The sequence below is a fragment of the Pectobacterium polonicum genome (assembly GCF_005497185.1).
GTDB lineage: Bacteria > Pseudomonadota > Gammaproteobacteria > Enterobacterales > Enterobacteriaceae > Pectobacterium > Pectobacterium polonicum.
The window spans coordinates 59,686-79,466 of the sequence record NZ_RJTN01000009.1; the positions used below are offsets into that span (position 1 = coordinate 59,686).

General features: G+C 50.0%; 15 protein-coding genes and 2 tRNA genes. 1 reads left to right on the forward strand and 16 read right to left on the reverse strand.

The annotated features are described in order from the left end of the window. Positions 1 to 133 precede the first annotated feature (133 nt). The gene (locus tag EDI29_RS11245; RefSeq protein WP_137740994.1) at positions 134 to 1,141 is read left to right on the forward strand and encodes a luciferase-like monooxygenase; all 1,008 of its coding nucleotides are present in this window, start codon (positions 134 to 136) and stop codon (positions 1,139 to 1,141) included. Between the two features lie 87 nt (positions 1,142 to 1,228). On the opposite strand, the gene EDI29_RS11250 is transcribed toward EDI29_RS11245, so the two are convergent. The 16 genes from EDI29_RS11250 to ftsH form a co-directional block, all read right to left on the reverse strand. Then, a complete protein-coding gene (locus EDI29_RS11250; protein ID WP_137740995.1) occupies positions 1,229 to 3,127 on the reverse strand; it encodes a DEAD/DEAH family ATP-dependent RNA helicase in 1,899 nt (632 codons plus the stop codon). Continuing rightward, the gene (gene yrbN, locus EDI29_RS23210; protein ID WP_099606227.1) at positions 3,120 to 3,197 is read right to left on the reverse strand and encodes a protein YrbN; all 78 of its coding nucleotides are present in this window, start codon (positions 3,195 to 3,197) and stop codon (positions 3,120 to 3,122) included. The genes EDI29_RS11250 and yrbN overlap by 8 nt, the downstream gene beginning before the upstream one ends. A 104-nt stretch (positions 3,198 to 3,301) precedes the next feature. After that, on the reverse strand, positions 3,302 to 4,186 hold the full coding sequence (gene nlpI, locus EDI29_RS11260; RefSeq protein WP_107170100.1) for a lipoprotein NlpI: 885 nt from the start codon (positions 4,184 to 4,186) through the stop codon (positions 3,302 to 3,304). 137 nt (positions 4,187 to 4,323) lie between these two features. Further along, a complete protein-coding gene (gene pnp, locus EDI29_RS11265; protein ID WP_137740996.1) occupies positions 4,324 to 6,444 on the reverse strand; it encodes a polyribonucleotide nucleotidyltransferase in 2,121 nt (706 codons plus the stop codon). Positions 6,445 to 6,694: 250 nt separating this feature from the next. After that, on the reverse strand, positions 6,695 to 6,964 hold the full coding sequence (gene rpsO, locus EDI29_RS11270; RefSeq protein WP_010279698.1) for a 30S ribosomal protein S15: 270 nt from the start codon (positions 6,962 to 6,964) through the stop codon (positions 6,695 to 6,697). A gap of 122 nt (positions 6,965 to 7,086) precedes the next feature. Continuing rightward, positions 7,087 to 8,031 carry a tRNA pseudouridine(55) synthase TruB gene (gene truB / locus EDI29_RS11275; RefSeq protein ID WP_137740997.1) on the reverse strand — a complete coding sequence of 315 codons (945 nt, stop codon included), beginning with the start codon at positions 8,029 to 8,031 and terminating at the stop codon, positions 7,087 to 7,089. After that, entirely contained in the window at positions 8,031 to 8,429 is a 399-nt protein-coding gene (gene rbfA, locus EDI29_RS11280; protein WP_005971529.1) for a 30S ribosome-binding factor RbfA, read from the reverse strand. The genes truB and rbfA overlap by 1 nt, the downstream gene beginning before the upstream one ends. 73 nt (positions 8,430 to 8,502) lie before the next feature. Continuing rightward, complete coding sequence (gene infB / locus EDI29_RS11285; protein WP_137740998.1) at positions 8,503 to 11,205, reverse strand: translation initiation factor IF-2; 2,703 nt, start codon at positions 11,203 to 11,205, stop codon at positions 8,503 to 8,505. Between the two features lie 25 nt (positions 11,206 to 11,230). Next, positions 11,231 to 12,760: a transcription termination factor NusA gene (gene nusA, locus EDI29_RS11290; protein ID WP_107170104.1), complete on the reverse strand. Its 1,530-nt coding sequence runs from the start codon at positions 12,758 to 12,760 to the stop codon at positions 11,231 to 11,233. A 21-nt stretch (positions 12,761 to 12,781) separates the two neighbouring features. Next, complete coding sequence (gene rimP / locus EDI29_RS11295) at positions 12,782 to 13,234, reverse strand: ribosome maturation factor RimP (protein WP_137740999.1); 453 nt, start codon at positions 13,232 to 13,234, stop codon at positions 12,782 to 12,784. Between the two features lie 217 nt (positions 13,235 to 13,451). Next, a tRNA-Met gene (locus EDI29_RS11300) sits at positions 13,452 to 13,528 on the reverse strand. 1,301 nt (positions 13,529 to 14,829) lie between these two features. Beyond that, positions 14,830 to 14,916, reverse strand: a tRNA-Leu gene (locus EDI29_RS11305). 24 nt (positions 14,917 to 14,940) lie between these two features. After that, on the reverse strand, positions 14,941 to 15,273 hold the full coding sequence (gene secG / locus EDI29_RS11310; RefSeq protein WP_107170106.1) for a preprotein translocase subunit SecG: 333 nt from the start codon (positions 15,271 to 15,273) through the stop codon (positions 14,941 to 14,943). A gap of 246 nt (positions 15,274 to 15,519) precedes the next feature. Further along, on the reverse strand, positions 15,520 to 16,857 hold the full coding sequence (gene glmM / locus EDI29_RS11320; RefSeq protein ID WP_137741000.1) for a phosphoglucosamine mutase: 1,338 nt from the start codon (positions 16,855 to 16,857) through the stop codon (positions 15,520 to 15,522). 7 nt (positions 16,858 to 16,864) lie between these two features. Beyond that, positions 16,865 to 17,698 (reverse strand): dihydropteroate synthase, encoded by an 834-nt coding sequence (gene folP / locus EDI29_RS11325; RefSeq protein WP_137741001.1) that lies wholly within the window; start codon positions 17,696 to 17,698, stop codon positions 16,865 to 16,867. A gap of 117 nt (positions 17,699 to 17,815) precedes the next feature. Further along, positions 17,816 to 19,768 (reverse strand): ATP-dependent zinc metalloprotease FtsH, encoded by a 1,953-nt coding sequence (gene ftsH / locus EDI29_RS11330; RefSeq protein WP_137741002.1) that lies wholly within the window; start codon positions 19,766 to 19,768, stop codon positions 17,816 to 17,818. Positions 19,769 to 19,781: the final 13 nt, after the last annotated feature.

Sequence of the window (19,781 nt, forward strand, 5' to 3'; positions counted from 1 at the left end):
TTTCCCTCAATCGCACCTTTCAACTACGCGGTGCTGCGACATTCCCGCATACTGATCTGACTTTCATCATTGACTGACGGCGTTAGCATCCACCGAATGGGTGGAGTCAGTGAACAACAAAGTGAGCCATATTATGTCCACACCTTCTCAAGCCGCTGTGTTTTCCGTCCTCGATCTTGCACCGATTCCGCAAGGCGCGACAGCGCGTGACGCTTTTCATCGCTCGCTGGATCTGGCGCAACAGACAGAAAAATGGGGCTATCACCGCTATTGGTTGGCGGAACACCACAGCATGACGGGTATCGCCAGCGCGGCGACGTCAGTGCTGCTCGGCTATCTTGCCTCGGGTACACAACGCATCCGTCTCGGCTCCGGCGGCGTGATGCTACCGAACCACTCACCGCTCGTCATCGCCGAGCAGTTCGGTACGCTGGAATCGCTGTACCCCGGCCGTATCGATTTGGGATTAGGTCGCGCACCCGGCACCGACCAGCGCACCATGATGGCGCTGCGCCGTCACCTCAATGCCGATATCGAAGATTTCCCACGCGATGTGCAGGAATTACAACGCTATTTTGCCGACGCACAGCCGGGTCAGGCAGTGCAGGCCGTCCCTGGACAGGGTCTACACGTTCCGATCTGGCTATTGGGATCGAGCCTGTACAGCGCACAGCTGGCCGCGAGACTGGGTTTACCTTTCGCCTTTGCCGCCCATTTCGCACCCGATATGTTGCTGGAAGCCTTCCGCCTCTACCGTGAGAACTTTGTCCCTTCCGCCCCCCATGCCAAGCCTTATGCGATGGTTTGCGTCAATGTGGTTGCAGCCGATAGCGATCGGGATGCGCGCTTCCTCTTCACCTCAATGCAGCAACAGTTCATCAACCTGCGCCGTGGCACACCGGGCCCGCTACCCGCTCCGGTAGAGAACATCGACACAGTCGGATCGCCTGCCGAGCAGTTCGGTGCGGATCAAGCATTACGGCTGTCGATTGTCGGCGATAGCGCAAAGGTACGTCATGGATTGCAGAGCCTTTTGCGTGAAACGCAGGCGGATGAAGTGATGATCAATGGTCAAATTTTTGACCATCAGGCGCGACTGCGCTCGTTTGAAATCGCGATGGATGTATGCAAGACGCTGTAATATCGAACGAGTGAGTTTGTTCTGACCAAAAAAAACGACCCGTTCAGGGTCGTTTTGTATTGCAGTCGATTTTAAAAAAATCGTAGCTTACGCGTCAGCAGGGCGACGACGTGGAGCGCGTGGCGCGCCGTCACGGCTATCACGGTTGAAAGAACGCTCGCGACGCTCACCGCCGTTACCGTTACCTTCACGGCGTTCACCACCGCCGAAAGAGCGACGTGGAGCTGCGCCATCACGACGTTCGCCACCAGGACGACCACCGCCACGACGCTCTGGCTGTGCGACGGCATCACCCAGCAATTGCATATTCATTGGTTTGTTCAGAATACGCGTGCGGGTGAAGTGCGATAACAGATCGCCCGGCATACCTTTCGGCAGTTCGATCGTTGAGTGGGAACCAAACAGCTTGATGTTACCGATGTAACGGCTGCTGATATCCCCTTCGTTGGCGATAGCACCAACAATATGACGAACTTCAACACCGTCATCACGACCCACTTCGATACGATACAGTTCCATCTCACCCGCATCACGACGTTCACGACGCTGCGGACGGTCACCGTCACGGCTTTCGCGGGAATCACGCGGATCGCGGCGACGATCGCCACGTGAATCACCACGAGACTCATCACGATCGCGGAATTCACGACGCGGACGGAATGCCGGATCTGGCGGCAGAATCAGAGGACGTTCGCCCTGTGCCATTTTCAGCAGCGCGGCAGCCAGCGTTTCGATGTCCAACTCTTCCTGCGGTTGCAGTTTCGTCAACAGCGCGCGGTACATGTCCAGATCGCTGCTTTCCAGTTGCTGCTGTACTTTAGCAGCAAACTTAGCCAGACGGCGTTGACCCAACAACTCTGCGTTTGGCAATTCCACTTCAGGAATCGTCAGCTTCATTGTGCGTTCAACGTTGCGCAGCAGACGACGCTCGCGGTTTTCTACAAACAGCAAAGCACGACCTGCACGACCAGCACGACCGGTACGACCAATACGGTGGACGTAAGACTCGGCATCCATCGGAATATCGTAGTTCACGACCAGACTGATACGCTCAACGTCCAGACCACGCGCCGCAACATCGGTCGCGATCAGGATATCCAAACGACCATCTTTCAGACGCTCCAGCGTTTGCTCACGCAGCGCCTGATTCATGTCACCGTTCAGCGCGGCACTGTTGTAACCGCTACGTTCCAGCGCTTCAGCCACTTCCAGCGTAGCGTTCTTGGTACGAACGAAAATAATTGCCGCATCAAAATCTTCTGCTTCCAGGAAACGCACCAGCGCTTCATTTTTACGCATACCCTGCACCGTCCAGTAGCTCTGGCTGATGTCTGGGCGCGTAGTCACGCTTGATTGGATGCGAACTTCTTGCGGATCTTTCATGAAACGACGCGTAATGCGGCGAATCGCTTCCGGCATGGTGGCAGAGAACAGCGCAGTCTGATGCGCAGCAGGGATCTGAGCCATGATGTTTTCAACATCTTCGATGAAGCCCATACGCAGCATTTCATCAGCTTCATCCAGAACCAGACCACTCAGATTAGACAGATCCAGCGTACCGCGTTTCAAGTGATCCAGCAGACGACCAGGAGTACCCACAACGATCTGGGCTCCACCACGCAAAGCGCGCAGTTGAACGTCATAACGCTGGCCGCCGTACAGGGCAACAACATTAACGCCGTGCATATGCTTGGCAAAATCATTACAGGCTTCAGCAACCTGAACAGCCAGCTCACGGGTTGGTGCCAGCACCAGCATCTGCGGTGCTTTTAACTCAGGCTTTAAATTATTAAGTAATGGCAGAGCAAAAGCCGCAGTTTTACCGCTACCGGTCTGTGCCATACCCAGCACATCACGACCGTTCAGCAGGTGAGGAATACATTCAGCCTGAATCGGCGATGGTTTTTCATAGCCCAGATCGGTCAGGGCATTAATAATAGGAGCAGACAGCCCCAAATCGGAAAAAGAAGTAAATAAATCAGTCATGTACACGTGCCTCATTAAACATGGCGGCCAGTCTACATAACTCGTCGTGAAAATTTTCAGTCATTTTCATTGAAAAGTGTGAACCGGCTCAAATTGGATTAAAAAGCGAACAAAAAAGCCCTCACCCGTGAAGGTGATAACCGAAGTTTTTCAGGCTGATTAAGTGTTCGTCAGCTATTGCTGGTCCGATCCTGATAGGTCGTCTTGCTCTTGGCCTAATAGCGCCAATTCCAACAATGCATAGCGGTGCTCAACAAAGTTATGGACGTTGTTGGCAACCGTCAGCTTGAACAGCGCCAAAGCGGTGTTCTTGTCCCCCAGACTTAGGTAGTGCTTACCTAAATAGAAGTCAGTTTCACTGAGATGCTCAGCGAGCGAAGTGTTATCCGTAGCTTCTTCCTGTAAACGCTGCATCAGTGTTTTTTCACTGATACTGCCCAGGTAGAATTCGACAATATTCCATCCCCAAGGCCCTTTCTTCGCGTCGTCATAGCGTTTCTTCAACGCAATTTTGGCCGTCTCTGGATTGATTTCTCGCTCCACAAGATACAGCCATAACGAACGGAAAGGATCATTCGGATCGTCTCGATAAAACGCCAGCAGATCATCCTGCGCTAACAGATAGCGACCGCCATAATACAAAGCGATGCCACGGTTTAAACGCGCGTAATTGTAAGTTGGATCAAGCTCTAGTACAGAATCAAACGCTTCATAGGCAGCATCAAAATTGCCTGCCTGCGTTAAATAGATACCCAAATAGTTAAAAACTTCTGGAATATCAGGGCGGATCGTCAGCGCTTGTGAAAAATCATTTCGCGCCAATGCCCGTAGCCCGAGGCTATCATACAGCACTCCGCGCTCATATAATAGCTGTGCTCGCTCATCATCGGTTAATGCTCGGCTTGCAAGGATTTGTTCCATGCGTGCCAGAATCACTTCCTGCTGTAAAGTAGGCTGTAACGGAATCGCCAATACTGCGTCTTTACGCCAATCCGTGTTGCTGCATCCTGCCAGCATGAGTGCTGTTGCAACATAACACCAGCGCAAGAAAGGCTTCATTTCCCACTCCCGAAGACAAACATTGGATGAACATCCTGTCCCGGACTGCTCAACGCAAGGACATCCATACCCTTACGATATACGCAGCACCTTGCCATAATCAGGCAAGGTGCCATAGGACCGTTTTCTAACAGTCGTTATTCCTCAGAAGACGGGGCTGCCGCTTCCTGAGTTTGCGCATTAGCTTCTTTGATGCTTAAGCGCACACGGCCCTGACGGTCAACTTCCAGAACCTTGACTGGCACTTCCTGACCCATTTGCAGGTAGTCAGTCACTTTCTCTACACGCTTGTCGGCGATCTGAGAAATATGTACCAGACCTTCTTTACCGCCGCCAATAGCGACGAAAGCACCAAAATCAACGATGCGGGTAACTTTACCCTGATACACGCGGCCGACTTCGATTTCGGCAGTGATCTCTTCAATACGACGAATCGCGTGTTTCGCTTTTTCGCCGTCGGTTGAAGCGATCTTCACTGTACCATCGTCTTCGATTTCAATGGTCGTACCCGTCTCTTCGGTCAGAGCACGGATCACTGAACCACCTTTACCGATCACATCTTTGATCTTATCGGTACTGATTTTGATGGTGTGAATACGCGGTGCAAATTCGGAGATATCGCCACGCGGCGTGCTGATTGCCTGCTCCATCACACCCAGAATGTGCAAACGCGCACCTTTGGCTTGATTCAAAGCAACCTGCATGATCTCACGGGTAATCCCTTCGATCTTGATATCCATTTGCAGCGCGGTGATACCTTCGCGGCTACCAGCAACTTTGAAGTCCATATCGCCCAGGTGGTCTTCATCACCCAGAATGTCGGACAGAACAACGAAGTTGTCGCCTTCTTTCACCAGACCCATCGCGATACCCGCAACGGCTGATTTGATCGGCACACCTGCATCCATCAGTGCCAGAGAAGCACCGCAGACAGACGCCATCGAAGAAGAACCGTTAGATTCTGTGATTTCAGATACCACACGCACAGTGTACGGGAATTCGCTCGCCTTCGGCATAACAGCCAACACGCCGCGCTTAGCCAGACGACCGTGACCAATTTCACGACGCTTAGGCGAACCAACCATACCGGTTTCACCAACAGAGTACGGAGGGAAGTTGTAGTGCAGCAGGAAGCGATCGGTACGTTCACCGGTCAGTTCATCAATGGTCTGGGCATCACGCTCAGTACCCAGCGTTGCAGTGACCAACGCCTGCGTTTCACCACGGGTGAACAGCGCAGAACCGTGGGTACGCGGCAGTACACCCGTACGCACGTCCAGACCACGAATCATGTCTTTTTCACGGCCATCGATGCGCGGTTCGCCAGCCAGTACGCGGCTACGCACAACGTTTTTCTCGACGTTGCCCAGAATTTCCTGGATCTCGCCAGCATTCAGCGTCTCATCTTCGGCTTGCAGAGCAGCAACAACATCAGCTTTGATGACGTCAACCTGTGCATAGCGCTCTTGTTTTTCGGTGATGCGATAAGCGTCACCCAAACGAGCTTCAGACAAAGCCTGTACACGCTGCTCTAAAGAAACATTAACTTCTGGCGCATGCCATTCCCACTTCGGTTTGCCTGCTTCGGCAACCAGAGCGTTGATGTTTTCGATAACCACCTGTTGTTGATCGTGACCAAACACGACGGCACCCAGCATTTGGTCTTCACTCAGCAGGTCAGCTTCGGATTCCACCATCAGAACCGCGCCTTCTGTACCTGCAACAACCAGATCCAGACGGCTTTCTTTCAGCTCGTCCGTTGTTGGGTTCAGGACATACTGATCGTTCAGGTAACCGACGCGCGCCGCACCGATAGGACCGCTGAACGGGATACCGGACAGACTCAGTGCCGCAGAGGCGCCAATCATGGCAACGATGTCAGGGTTAACCTGTGGATTAACAGAAACGACAGTTGCAATCACCTGAACTTCATTCAGGAAACCTTCTGGGAACAGAGGGCGAATCGGACGGTCAATCAGACGAGAAATTAGCGTTTCGCCTTCACTTGGACGACCTTCACGGCGGAAGAAACCACCGGGGAAACGTCCAGCAGCGTAGGTACGCTCTTGATAATTAACCGTCAACGGGAAGAAACTTTGGCCGGGTTTAGCGTTTTTAGCGCCGACAACGGTAACAAATACCGCTGTGTCATCCATGCTTACCATTACAGCAGCGGTAGCCTGGCGTGCCATCATACCTGTCTCTAACGTGACGGTATGCTGACCATATTGAAACTTACGAACGATCGGATTCAGCAAAATAATATCCTTAACTGGGGCGCGTTACACGTATTCTAGATAAACGCACCAATGAACTCCCGACCTTTACACTACATCCTCACGACTAATGACAACCCTTATCTTGCTTATGCAGATAAAGCCTCTCATTAGCCGCGCGAACCTCTGTAATGAAAGATCATATTTAACAACAATACACTACTCTGTTTTGCTAACGCTTCCTAGAAGAAAGGGGCCAAAAGAGGCCCCTTCCCACTGAAACTCAGAAGACTTAGCGACGCAGACCCAGACGCTCGATCAGACTGGTGTAACGTGCTACATCTTTACGCTTCAGGTAGTCCAGCAGCTTACGACGCTGAGAAACCATACGCAGCAGACCACGACGGCTGTGGTGATCTTTTTTGTGCTCAGAAAAGTGGCCTTGCAGATGGTTGATCTGCGCAGTCAGCAAAGCAACCTGAACTTCAGTAGAACCACTATCGTTAGTGCCACGACCGAAGTCTGCTACGATTTTAGCTTTAGCTTCAACACTTAGAGACATTGTAATACTCCAAACATTATAGATAAAAAAACAGGCGCCGATCTCTAATTCAGCTACCCAATAGTCAAGCCGCGCTATTCTACCCTCAGCGTTCTGCGATAGCAAGGTAGCTACAGGCGGGTTTACACCGGAAACTCAACAACCAAACGTCGTGGTGCAACGCGACCATCGTCGTCAATTTCACCCATTCCGATAAATTTGTGCGCGTCACCCTCGGTGATTCTCACCATGCCGTTCAACGGTGCATTCGCTGCCTGAACCGCTTGCCCGAGCTTCAAATAACCTGCAACAACTGGCGGCAAATTCACTTCAGGGAAATCAATGACCGGGCTTTCCATCGGCATAAGTAGCGGATCAAGAGTCAGAGAAAGTGCGTGTTCTTGCGCCTGAGCCTGCTCGACCAATGCCGACAACTGCTCCAGCGTCACCATTCTTTCGGTAGGGTACGTGGCAACCTGCAAGCGACGCAGGTAAATCACATGCGCGCCACATCCCAGCTTTTCACCCAGATCGTCAATAATGGTACGGATGTACGTCCCTTTCGAGCAGTGGATCTCTAGCTCCAGTTCATCGCCTTCCCAACGAATAAACTGAAGTTCGTAAACGGTGATTTCACGCGCTTCACGCGGAACCGTTAGCCCCTGACGAGCGTACTCATACAGCTTACGCCCCTGGTATTTCAGCGCCGAGTACATGGATGGCACTTGTTGCGTAGTGCCGCGAAAGCTCTCCAGCGACTGCTCCAGATCCGTAGCAGAAAAGCCAATCGCACGTTCTTCAATGACGTTGCCATCGGCATCAGAGGTATCAGTGCGTTGCCCAAGGCGAGCAATGACACGGTAACGCTTATCAGAATCCAGCAAATATTGGGAAAACTTTGTCGCTTCCCCAAGACAAATCGGCAGCATACCGGTTGCTAATGGGTCTAACGCCCCAGTATGGCCCGCTCTGTTAGCGTTGAAAATCCGTTTTACTTTCTGCAAAACATCATTAGACGACACGCCCTGCGGTTTATCTAATAACAATACGCCGTGTACATCACGGCCACGGCGACGAGGACGACTCATTAATCCTCCTGATCTTCGCCCGTAACAGAACGACGTTCCGTATCGTTTCTAACCACATTGGTCACCAGATTGGACATTCTCATCCCTTCAACCAGTGAGTTGTCATAGGAGAAGGTCAATTCAGGAACAACACGCAGGCGCATTGCTTTACCAATCATCATACGGATAAAGCCAGACGCATCTTGCAGTGCTTTCACCGCTATTTTAACTTGCTCTGGCTCGTTATCATTCAGGAAGGTCACAAAAACCTTGGCATACGCCAGATCGCGAGAAACTTCCACACCAGATACGGTCGCCATACCGATGCGCGGATCTTTCACTTCACGTTGAATGATAATGGCGATTTCTTTTTGCATTTCCTGCGCAACGCGCTGGGTGCGGCTGAATTCTTTTGCCATGATAAATCCTCCAGTAAAAATCGGGGGGCACTAGGCCCCCCTTACAAATCACTTACGTCGTCGCTGAAATGGATTAGGCGATCGTACGTTTGATCTCAATCGTTTCAAAGACTTCGATCATATCGCCTGGGCGAACGTCGTTGTAGTTCTTCACGCCGATACCACATTCCATGCCGTTACGGACTTCGTTAACGTCATCTTTGAAGCGGCGCAGAGATTCCAGCTCGCCTTCATAGATAACCACGTTGTCACGCAGTACACGGATTTTGTTGTGACGCTTAACGATACCCTCCGTCACCATACAACCGGCGATAGCGCCAAATTTCGGTGATTTAAAGACGTCACGCACTTCGGCCAGACCGATGATCTCTTGCTTGTATTCAGGCGCCAGCATACCGCTCATCGCCTGTTTCACTTCGTCAATCAAATCATAGATGACGGAGTAATAACGCAGATCCAAACTTTCCGCTTCGACTACACGGCGAGCTGATGCATCTGCACGAACATTAAAGCCAAGGATAATCGCATTCGATGCCGCTGCCAGCGTGGCGTCCGTTTCTGTGATACCGCCCACACCAGAACCGACAATCTTCACTTTCACTTCGTCAGTAGACAGTTTCTGCAGTGAGTCGGAAATGGCTTCACAAGAACCCTGTACGTCAGATTTCAGAACGATGTTCAGTTCAGAAACTTCACCTTCAGTCATGTTGGCAAACATGTTTTCCAGTTTAGATTTCTGCTGACGAGCCAGTTTGACTTCACGGAATTTACCCTGGCGATACAAGGCAACTTCACGCGCTTTCTTCTCATCACGAACAACCGTAGCTTCATCACCTGCGGCAGGCACACCGGACATACCGAGAATTTCAACAGGAATAGAAGGACCCGCTGACGCAATTTCACGGCCTAATTCATCACGCATCGCACGGACACGGCCATATTCAAAGCCGCACAGAACGATGTCGCCTTTATTCAGCGTACCTTCACGAACCAGTACGGTTGCAACCGGGCCACGACCTTTATCCAAGAAGGATTCGATCACTACACCGTTTGCCATGCCGCTACGGACCGCTTTCAGCTCCAGAACTTCGGCCTGCAACAGAATCGCATCTAGCAGCTCATCAATACCCGTACCCGCTTTAGCTGATACGTGGACAAACTGAGATTCACCGCCCCACTCTTCTGGCATGATACCGTACTGAGACAGCTCAGTTTTCACACGATCTGGATCGGCATCAGGTTTATCGATTTTGTTTACAGCGACAACAACCGGAACCTGAGCCGCTTTCGCGTGCTGGATAGCTTCGATTGTCTGAGGCATCACGCCATCATCTGCCGCCACAACCAGTACCACGATATCCGTAGCTTGAGCACCACGAGCACGCATTGCGGTAAACGCGGCGTGTCCCGGTGTATCCAGGAACGTAATCATGCCGTTGTCAGTTTCAACGTGGTAGGCACCGATGTGCTGGGTAATACCACCCGCTTCGCCTGCCGCTACCTTGGTTGAACGGATATAGTCAAGCAGAGAGGTTTTACCGTGGTCAACGTGACCCATGATGGTCACAACCGGCGCGCGGGATTCTGCCGCAACACCCATATCACGGTCGCTCATTACCGCTTCTTCCAGCTCGTTCTCACGACGCAGGATGACTTTATGGCCCATCTCTTCCGCGACCAGTTGCGCGGTTTCCTGGTCGATGACCTGGTTGATGGTTGCCATTGCGCCCAGTTTCATCATCGTTTTGATGACCTGAGAGCCTTTAACGGCCATTTTGTTAGCCAGTTCAGCAACGGTAACCGTTTCACCAATCACAACATCGCGGTTAACCGCCTGAGCAGGCTTATTGAAGCTCTGCTGTAGTGAGCTTGGCTTACGCTTACCTTTACCACCACGGGTAACGGCACGCGCTTCTTCACGGTCAGCTTTGGACTCAGACTGACGGTTACCTTTCTTCTGCTTGGTAACTTTAGCAGCACGGGTGCGGCTACGGCGTTCACCTTCAACCTGACGGTCATTCTCATCTTCCGCTTCGCGCGCATGATGAGATGTCGTCACATGGTAATCAGCAGATTCTTCAGGTTTAGCGCTTTCCGCTTCCCAACGTCCGGCGTTTTCTTCAGCCATGCGGCGAGCTTCTTCAGCAATACGACGCGCTTCTTCTTCAACTTTAAGACGCGCAGTTTCTTCTGCTTTACGCTTAAGCTCGGCAGCTTCCGCTTCACGTTTCGCTTTCTCTGACTGAGGAGCCGGCTTGGTCATATTTTCGTTTTGTTGGTTCGTCACTTTTTCTTTTTCCGCTACATCACGCTTAGCTTTTTCAGCGGCTTCACGTTTGGCTTGCTCGTCGGCAGCACGCTTCGCTTTCTCAGCAGCTTCGCGCAGATCGGCCTCGCGTTTAGCCTGCTCTTCAGCGGCACGTTGTGCCTGTTCTTCCGCTTCACGCCGTGCCTGCTCTTCCTCTTCAGCCCGTTGGGCATCAATCGGATCGCGTTTTACATAAGTGCGTGTCTTGCGGACTTCGATCTGCACCGACTTACTTTTACCGCCGGTGCTAGGGACATTTAACGTGCTACGCGTTTTGCGTTGCAGCGTTAATTTACTCGGCGCATTACCGCGATCGCGGTTCAGATGCGCTAATAACGTTTCTTTTTCATGCTGGGTCACAGAGTCCGATGCAGACTTGGTCATTCCCGCATCAGCAAACTGCTGTACCAGACGGTCCACCGGAGTTTGAATCTCTGCGGCCAGCGATTTTACGGTTACATCTGTCATGCTGTTCCTTTCCTGCTACAGTTCGTTATTCGTTGTCGTCGCCAAACCAACAGATATTACGCGCGGCCATAATTAATTCGCCCGCTTGCTCATCATTGAGCTCTTCAATATCTGTCAGGTCGTCGACGCCCTGTTCAGCAAGATCTTCCAGCGTACAAACACCGATCGCAGCAAGTTTGAACGCCAACTCACGCGACAGCCCAGGCAAGCTAAGCAAGTCTTCAGCAGGTTGACCGTCACCAAGGCTTTCTTCATGCGCCAGTGCCAGCGTTGTTAATGCAGCTTTAGCACGCTCACGCAATGCTTCAACGGTTTCTTCATCAAGGCCTTCGATAGCCAACAGTTCCTTGATTGGCACGTAGGCCAGTTCTTCAAGTGAAGAGAAACCTTCTTCAACCAGCACAGTGGCAAACTCTTCATCAATATCAAGATGCTTGGTAAAGACGTCGATTGCAGCATGTGCTTCAGCCTGATGCTTGGCTTGAAGATCTTCCACTGTCATCACGTTCAGTTCCCAACGATCGTCTGAACGATGCTGTTTCAATAGTTGGGAAGCCAGACGGACGTTCTGCCCGTTGCGACCAATCGCCTGAGCCAGATTGCTCGACTCAACGGCAATATCCATCGTGCAGGTATCTTCATCAACGACGATCGATACGACATCAGCAGGTGCCATAGCATTGATCACAAACTGTGCAGGATTGTCATCCCACAGAATGATATCAATACGCTCGCCGCCCAGTTCACTGGAAACAGCCTGCACACGTGCACCACGCATACCGACACAAGCCCCAACGGGATCGATGCGTTTGTCATTCGTCTTCACTGCAATTTTCGCACGTGAACCCGGATCGCGAGCCGCAGCCTTAATCTCGATAACTTCTTCACCGATTTCTGGCACTTCAATGCGGAAGAGTTCAACCAGCATTTCCGGACGGGAACGGCTGACAAACAGTTGAGCACCGCGAGCTTCTGGACGAACAGAGTACAGCACGCCACGAATACGGTCGCCAGGGCGAAAATTTTCGCGAGGCAGCATGTCTTCACGGCCAATGACGGCTTCCGCACTCGTGTTAGAACCATCCATTGGTCTGACTTCAAGCGAAATATTATCACGGTTCACCTTCTTCACGACACCGGTGATAATCTCGCCTTCTTGTTCACGGAACTGATCAACAACCATCGCACGTTCAGCTTCACGAACTTTCTGTACGATAACTTGTTTTGCCGTTTGCGTCGTAATGCGGTCAAAGGTTACGGATTCGATTTGATCTTCAACGTAGCCACCCACATCGAGAGAAGGATCTTCAAACTGCGCAGCATCAAGCGTAATTTCGCGAGTTGGCTGAGTGACTTCATTCACCACTAACCAACGACGGAAGGTATCAAAATCGCCCGTTTTGCGATCGATACTGACGCGAACATCAATTTCCTGTTCGTATTTTTTCTTGGTCGCTGTCGCCAGTGCGGTTTCCAACGCTTCAAAAATCTTCTCGCGCGGAAGGGCTTTCTCATTGGAAACTGCTTCAACAACAGCCAGAATCTCTTTGTTCATCCTAGTTGCCTCATCCAAACTTTAAAAGTGGGGTACAAGATTCGCTTTCTGAATGTTGCTCAGCGCGAATACTTCATCTTTGCCTTCCACTGTTATGGTGATCATTTCGCCGTCAACAGCGCTGATCACACCCAACCATTTACGGCGATTCTGGACTGCCATACGCAGCACCACTGTCACCTCTTCACCGATGAAATGCAGATAGTGTTCTGCGGTGAATAAGGGACGTTCGAGCCCTGGAGACGAAACTTCCAGGTTATAAGCAACAGTGATTGGGTCTTCTACATCCAATACCGCACTGACCTGGTGGCTGACATCAGCACAATCATCAACAGTGATCCCATCTTCACTATCAATATAGATACGCAGCGTCGATTGGCGACTACGGATGAACTCAATTCCAACTAATTCATAGCCTAATGCGGCCACGGGCGCTGAAATCATCTCTGTTAATTTTTGCTCTAATGTGGACAAGTCCACCCCCAAGACATAAAAAAAGGGCCTAATAGCCCAGTTGTTTGTTGCCAAATAACAAAAAACCCCGAAAAATCGGGGCTTTATGCAACTGGACCCTAATACCGCGAACCAGCACGGCATAACTTTCGGTGAAGGATTTTTTCAAAAATCACTGCAAAAAGAGATAGAAATTGAGTGAAGAACGTATTTGAAAAAACACTTTACTGGAAGTAAGTGGTTGCGGGGGCCGGATTTGAACCGACGACCTTCGGGTTATGAGCCCGACGAGCTACCAAGCTGCTCCACCCCGCGTCCGAAATCGTGGCAAATACTACGCTGACAACCGCATAAATGCAAGTCATCCATAGGATTGGTTCGAAGGCGATTTTTATACGCAGAATAGGTCCATTTGTCAATAACAACCGCTTGACTGGAGGCATCAATCGCAAAACCAGGGATTCTAAAGAACCCTGTTCTATCACGTTAGCCGTACGTCGAGGAAAACTTAGATGTCAAGGAGGGGGAAGAGAGGGTACTTTGCACCCATATGTTTAAATAAAATAATAACTAACCGAAATTTACCTTCATTCTTCCTCTAACAATAAAATCCGCTACAACAATCCCCCTAACATGAATATCACTCATACTAATTTTCAAGCAAAACTGTGCTTCACGTTTTTTTAGAAAAAATACTAAATTACTATTTCAAGACAAAATGCTATGTAATCCCCTTTTCATAAAAAATATTGACACCTAATATAATCATTAATTTCAACAAATGAGCCAAGAATAAAAATAGATTTATCCGCAACAACACATCCATAGCCCTCTTTTTTCCCTCCAGAAAATCATTAAAAATTAACCATTAATTTCAATTATTTATAACAAAGCCACAGCAGGAAATTTTTATTTCATAGACATAAAATAAGATAAATCATACATGCAGGAATAATTATTTGAGATAAAGAATGGATGATATAAATTAAAAAAATCAGTTAAATTTTAACAAATTAAATTCTTAAAACCATGAAATCCAGTATATAAAATTATATAAAAAAGCTCATAAACTCATTCGCACCCAACTAGTAGATACTAAAAAAGGTATTCCCTTCATGTTTTTATATTTATTACATGATGAATAGAGTGGTAATCTAACGAACCTACTTATCTTGTAGCCCTTCACGGTAAAAATTATTCTCCGAGGAAGAAATATACCTAAAGTAACAGAGAATAGAGCCTCAATAGCATCACAGAGTAACAAGACGTCTCATTTCACTAAAGGATCACGCCAAGAACGCCCGCCGAATGGACAATAGACCAAGCCCAACCGACACAGAAACGATGGACGTAGCCACACTGGTTCCCTAAAAAACTGCAAGCATAGATAAATCCAACCCATTGAACCTTTCACCAACTACCAGAAACCTGATAACGCGGAGAAAGTAAGATATAAAACAGTGGAGTTATATTATTGGAAGGGATAGAAAACCCGCCTCAAGCTATTATCGACTTATTAGACGGTAACACTTTGGCAGGTAACTAGTGCATCTGTAAGGTTAATTCGAGAAATTAAGGACAAAAAAATAGACGCTGCTAGCGTCTATTTTTTATGTTGGTACCGAGGACGGGACTTGAACCCGTAAGCCCAATCGGGCACTACCACCTCAAGGTAGCGTGTCTACCAATTCCACCACCACGGCATCACAATTACTGCTTCAAAACACTTACTTCGGAATGTCACTCGCCGGCGTTGAAGGCGCAACAGGCGTTGTCGTCTGTTCCACTTTTTCTGGCTGGCTTAGGTTATCCCATGCACCACCTCTTTTCTGCAGCGAACTTAAGTTGCCCAGAATGAGACTGATAATAAAGAACAGGGTCGCCAGTATCGCAGTCATGCGGGTCATGAAATTACCGGAGCCGCTCGAACCGAACAAAGTGGCAGAAGCACCTGCTCCGAACGAGGCCCCCATATCAGCACCTTTACCCTGTTGAAGCATGATCAAGACAACAAGCCCGATCGATACTAACAGGAAAATCACTAATAGAGCTTCGTACATAGTCGTACCCGTTAACCTTTTCTCCATGATTCATGGAGATGCTATATTCTGGCGGCAAACCGCGTGTCATTCCGCTAAACAGGATGTAGAACATCCCTTATGAAGCGGGTTTGAATACTAACCAAAGGATGTAACCTACGCAAGGGTAATTTAGCTACTACGGCTTGATTGCAGAAAAAAACAGCGGCTTTCGACACAAAGCACATATAGAAAGCCTTATCTACCTGATTGGTGAATCAAAAAACCTCAGCTGACGGCCTTCACCGCATCAGCAATACGATTAGCCAGCGCAATTACCGTCTCTTCGTGTTCACCCTCAACCATGACGCGAATCAGTGGCTCAGTACCCGATTTACGCAACAGTACCCGTCCGCGTCCGGCCAATTCTTTTTCTACATCCTGCGTAATCTGCTGCACATTGTTATCTTCCAGCGGATCATTTTCGCCAGTAAACCGTACATTAACCAAGATCTGTGGAAACAGCTTCATGCCACTGCATAGGTCATGAAGGCTCATATGATTTTTCACTATCGCGGTAAGTACTTGCAAACCAGCGATCACACCGTCTCCCGTCGTAGTTTTATCCAACAGGATGACATGACCGGAATTTTCCGCACCGATGCGCCACCCTTTTGCCTGCATCATTTCTAACACATAACGGTCACCCACCTTGGCACGAGCAAACGGAATACCCAGTTGCTTTAACGCAACCTCAAGCCCCATGTTGCTCATCAGGGTGCCTACCGCGCCGCCACGTAGTTGCCCTTGGCGCAGACCTTCACGAGCGATGATATACAGAATTTGATCGCCATCGACCTTGTTGCCCAAATGGTCGACCATGATGAGCCGATCGCCATCGCCGTCAAAGGCCAGCCCAACATCCGCTTTTTCAGCCAGCACGCGTGCCTGTAGCTGCCTCACGTCCGTCGCACCACACTCTTCATTGATATTCATCCCATCCGGCTCACAGCCAATCGCGATGACTTTAGCACCAAGTTCACGCAATACGCTGGGGGCGATATGATAGGTAGCACCATTAGCGCAATCGACGACAATCTTTAAACCATTGAGGCTCAGTTCGCTCGGGAACGTCCCCTTACAAAACTCGATGTAACGCCCAGCAGCATCAACAATCCTGCTGGCTTTGCCTAATTCTGCGGACTCAACGCACGTCAGTGGCTTTTCCAGTTCAGCTTCTATCGCTTCTTCTACGTCATCTGGCAGCTTGGTGCCGTCAATTGAGAAGAATTTAATACCATTGTCATAATACGGGTTGTGAGAAGCAGAAATAACGATACCGGCTTCTGCACGGAACGTGCGGGTGAGATAAGCAACCGCAGGCGTCGGCATCGGGCCAGTAAAAGAAGCCGATAACCCCGCGGCTGCGAGCCCAGCTTCTAGTGCGGATTCCAGCATATAGCCAGAGATACGAGTATCTTTGCCGATAATAATTTTACGCGAACCATGCCGCGCGAGTACTTTCCCAGCGGCCCAACCCAATTTAAGTACAAAATCAGGTGTAATAGGCGTATCGCCGACCTTGCCACGTATCCCATCGGTACCAAAATATTTGCGGTTACTCATCTTGTTTTTATTCCTTCGCAGAAAGGGTGGCTTCAACAATGCGCATAGCATCAGCCGTTTCTTTAACATCGTGGACGCGAATAATCTGTGCTCCTTGCATCGCCGCAATGACTGCGCATGCGACGCTACCATAAACACGCTGTGCTGGCGGCACATTAAGGAGTTGTCCAATCATGGATTTCCTCGATATGCCAACTAGCAGAGGCAGTTCAAAGCGATGCAACTCGCTCAAACGAGCCAGAAGCGCGTAATTATGAGCAAGATTCTTACCGAATCCAAACCCAGGGTCCAGTAATAGCTTACTTTTCGGAATGTTGGCATTCACGCAGCGTTCAATCTGCTGTTGAAAGAAATTTCCGATATCCTGTAGTAGGTCATCATAATGCGGTTTGTGCTGCATGGTTCTCGGCATACCCTGCATGTGCATCAGGCACACTGGCAAACCTGTTGCTGCTGCCGCTTCCAGAGCACCAGGCTCTTGCAAAGCACGAATATCATTAATCAGATGCGCGCCTGCCAGTGCCGACGCCGTCATCACCTCTGGTTTTGAAGTATCGACCGAGATCCATACGTCAAAACGTTTAGCAATGGCTTCAACCACGGGCACCACACGTTCCAGTTCTTCTTCTGTACTGACCTCATCCGCCCCAGGGCGCGTTGACTCACCGCCAACATCGATCAGGGTCGCGCCAGCGGTAACCATCTCCTGAACGTGCAGTAACGCCGCATCAAGCTTATTGTGTTTGCCACCATCGGAAAAAGAATCTGGCGTGACATTAAGAATGCCCATGACGTGTGGGCAGGAAAGATCCAGCGTTGAGTCTCTGGCAACCAGTTGCATGATTTACCTCCGCATTCTGGTGTAGTTAGCGTGTAATGTGATTCAAGAGCATTCCCAGTAAAAAACCCCAGCCTAGGCTGGGGTTTCGGAACGTTACAAATGTCTATCACGGGCGAATTATTTGTCGTCCGCTTGCTCAGACATCGTATTACCAGGATTGCTGCCTGCATTAGGGGTCTGCGGCTCATCCACTGGCGTAGGGGCTTTCGGTGTGCCGCCGCCATTGCCTGAATCGTTATCGGAGCGAGAAGCCTCCCAACCTGCTGGCGGGCGTACGTCTTTTTTGCGTCCCATCAGATCGTCGATCTGCGGCGCATCAATGGTTTCATACTTCATCAACGCATCTTTCATTGAGTGAAGGATATCCATATTTGCCATCAACAGTTCACGAGCACGTACATAGTTACGCTCAACCAGAGATTTTACTTCCTGATCGATGATACGCGCCGTTTCATCTGACATATGCTTGGCTTTTGCGACGGAACGACCGAGGAATACTTCACCCTCTTCTTCCGCATAAAGCAATGGACCGAGTTTTTCAGAGAAGCCCCACTGAGTCACCATGTTACGAGCAATTGACGTCGCAACTTTAATGTCATTGGACGCACCGGTCGAAACATGTTCCACGCCGTAAATAATTTCTTCAGCCAATCGACCACCGTACAGCGTAGAGATCTGGCTTTCCAGCTTCTGACGGCTGGCGCTAATCGCATCACCTTCAGGCAAGAAGAACGTCACCCCCAGTGCACGACCACGTGGAATGATCGTCACCTTGTGTACCGGATCGTGCTCTGGTACCAGACGACCGATAATCGCATGCCCAGCTTCATGGTATGCCGTCGACTCTTTCTGCTTTTCAGTCATCACCATGGAACGGCGCTCTGCGCCCATCATGATTTTGTCTTTAGCTTTCTCGAACTCGACCATCGAAACAACGCGCTTGTTGCCACGAGCAGAGAACAATGCGGCTTCGTTAACCAAGTTAGCCAAATCCGCACCAGAGAAACCAGGCGTTCCACGCGCGATAACTGACGCATCAATATCTGGAGACAGCGGTACGCGACGCATATGAACTTTCAGAATCTGTTCACGACCACGAACGTCTGGCAACCCAACCACAACCTGGCGGTCAAAACGACCTGGACGCAGCAAGGCAGGGTCCAGAACATCGGGACGGTTCGTCGCGGCGATGACAATAATGCCTTCGTTGCCTTCAAAGCCATCCATCTCAACCAGCATTTGGTTCAGCGTCTGCTCACGCTCATCGTGACCACCGCCCAAACCGGCACCACGCTGGCGACCAACGGCATCAATTTCATCGATAAAAATGATACAAGGTGCAGCTTTCTTCGCTTGTTCGAACATGTCACGAACACGAGATGCGCCGACACCCACAAACATTTCAACGAAGTCAGAACCAGAAATCGTAAAGAAAGGCACTTTTGCTTCGCCAGCAATCGCTTTCGCTAGCAGCGTTTTACCCGTTCCGGGCGGGCCGACCATCAGAATGCCCTTCGGAATTTTACCGCCCAACTTCTGGAAACGGCTAGGTTCGCGCAGGTAGTCGACCAGCTCACTAACCTCTTCCTTCGCTTCGTCGCAACCGGCTACATCAGCAAACGTCGTCTTGATCTGATCTTCAGTCAACATACGCGCTTTGCTCTTGCCGAAGGACATGGCACCTTTACCGCCGCCGCCTTGCATTTGACGCATGAAGAAGATCCAAACGCCAATCAGTAACAGCATCGGGAACCAGGAAATAAAAATAGAAGCCAACAGGCTCTGTTCTTCCGGTGGCTCGCCAACGACTTTCACGTTCTTCGTTAGCAGGTTATCCAGTAGCTTGGGGTCATTGACAGGAATGTAGGTCGTGTATCTGTTGCTGTCTTTTTTGATAACACTGATCTCACGCCCATTAATACGTGCTTCACGGACCTGATCCTGATTCACTTCAGTCAAGAAGGTTGAATAATCCACCCTACGGCCATTCGACTCGCTGGGCCCAAAGCTCTGGAAAACAGACATCAGCACAACTGCGATGACTAACCAGAGAATTAGGTTTTTCGCCATGTCACTCAAGGGA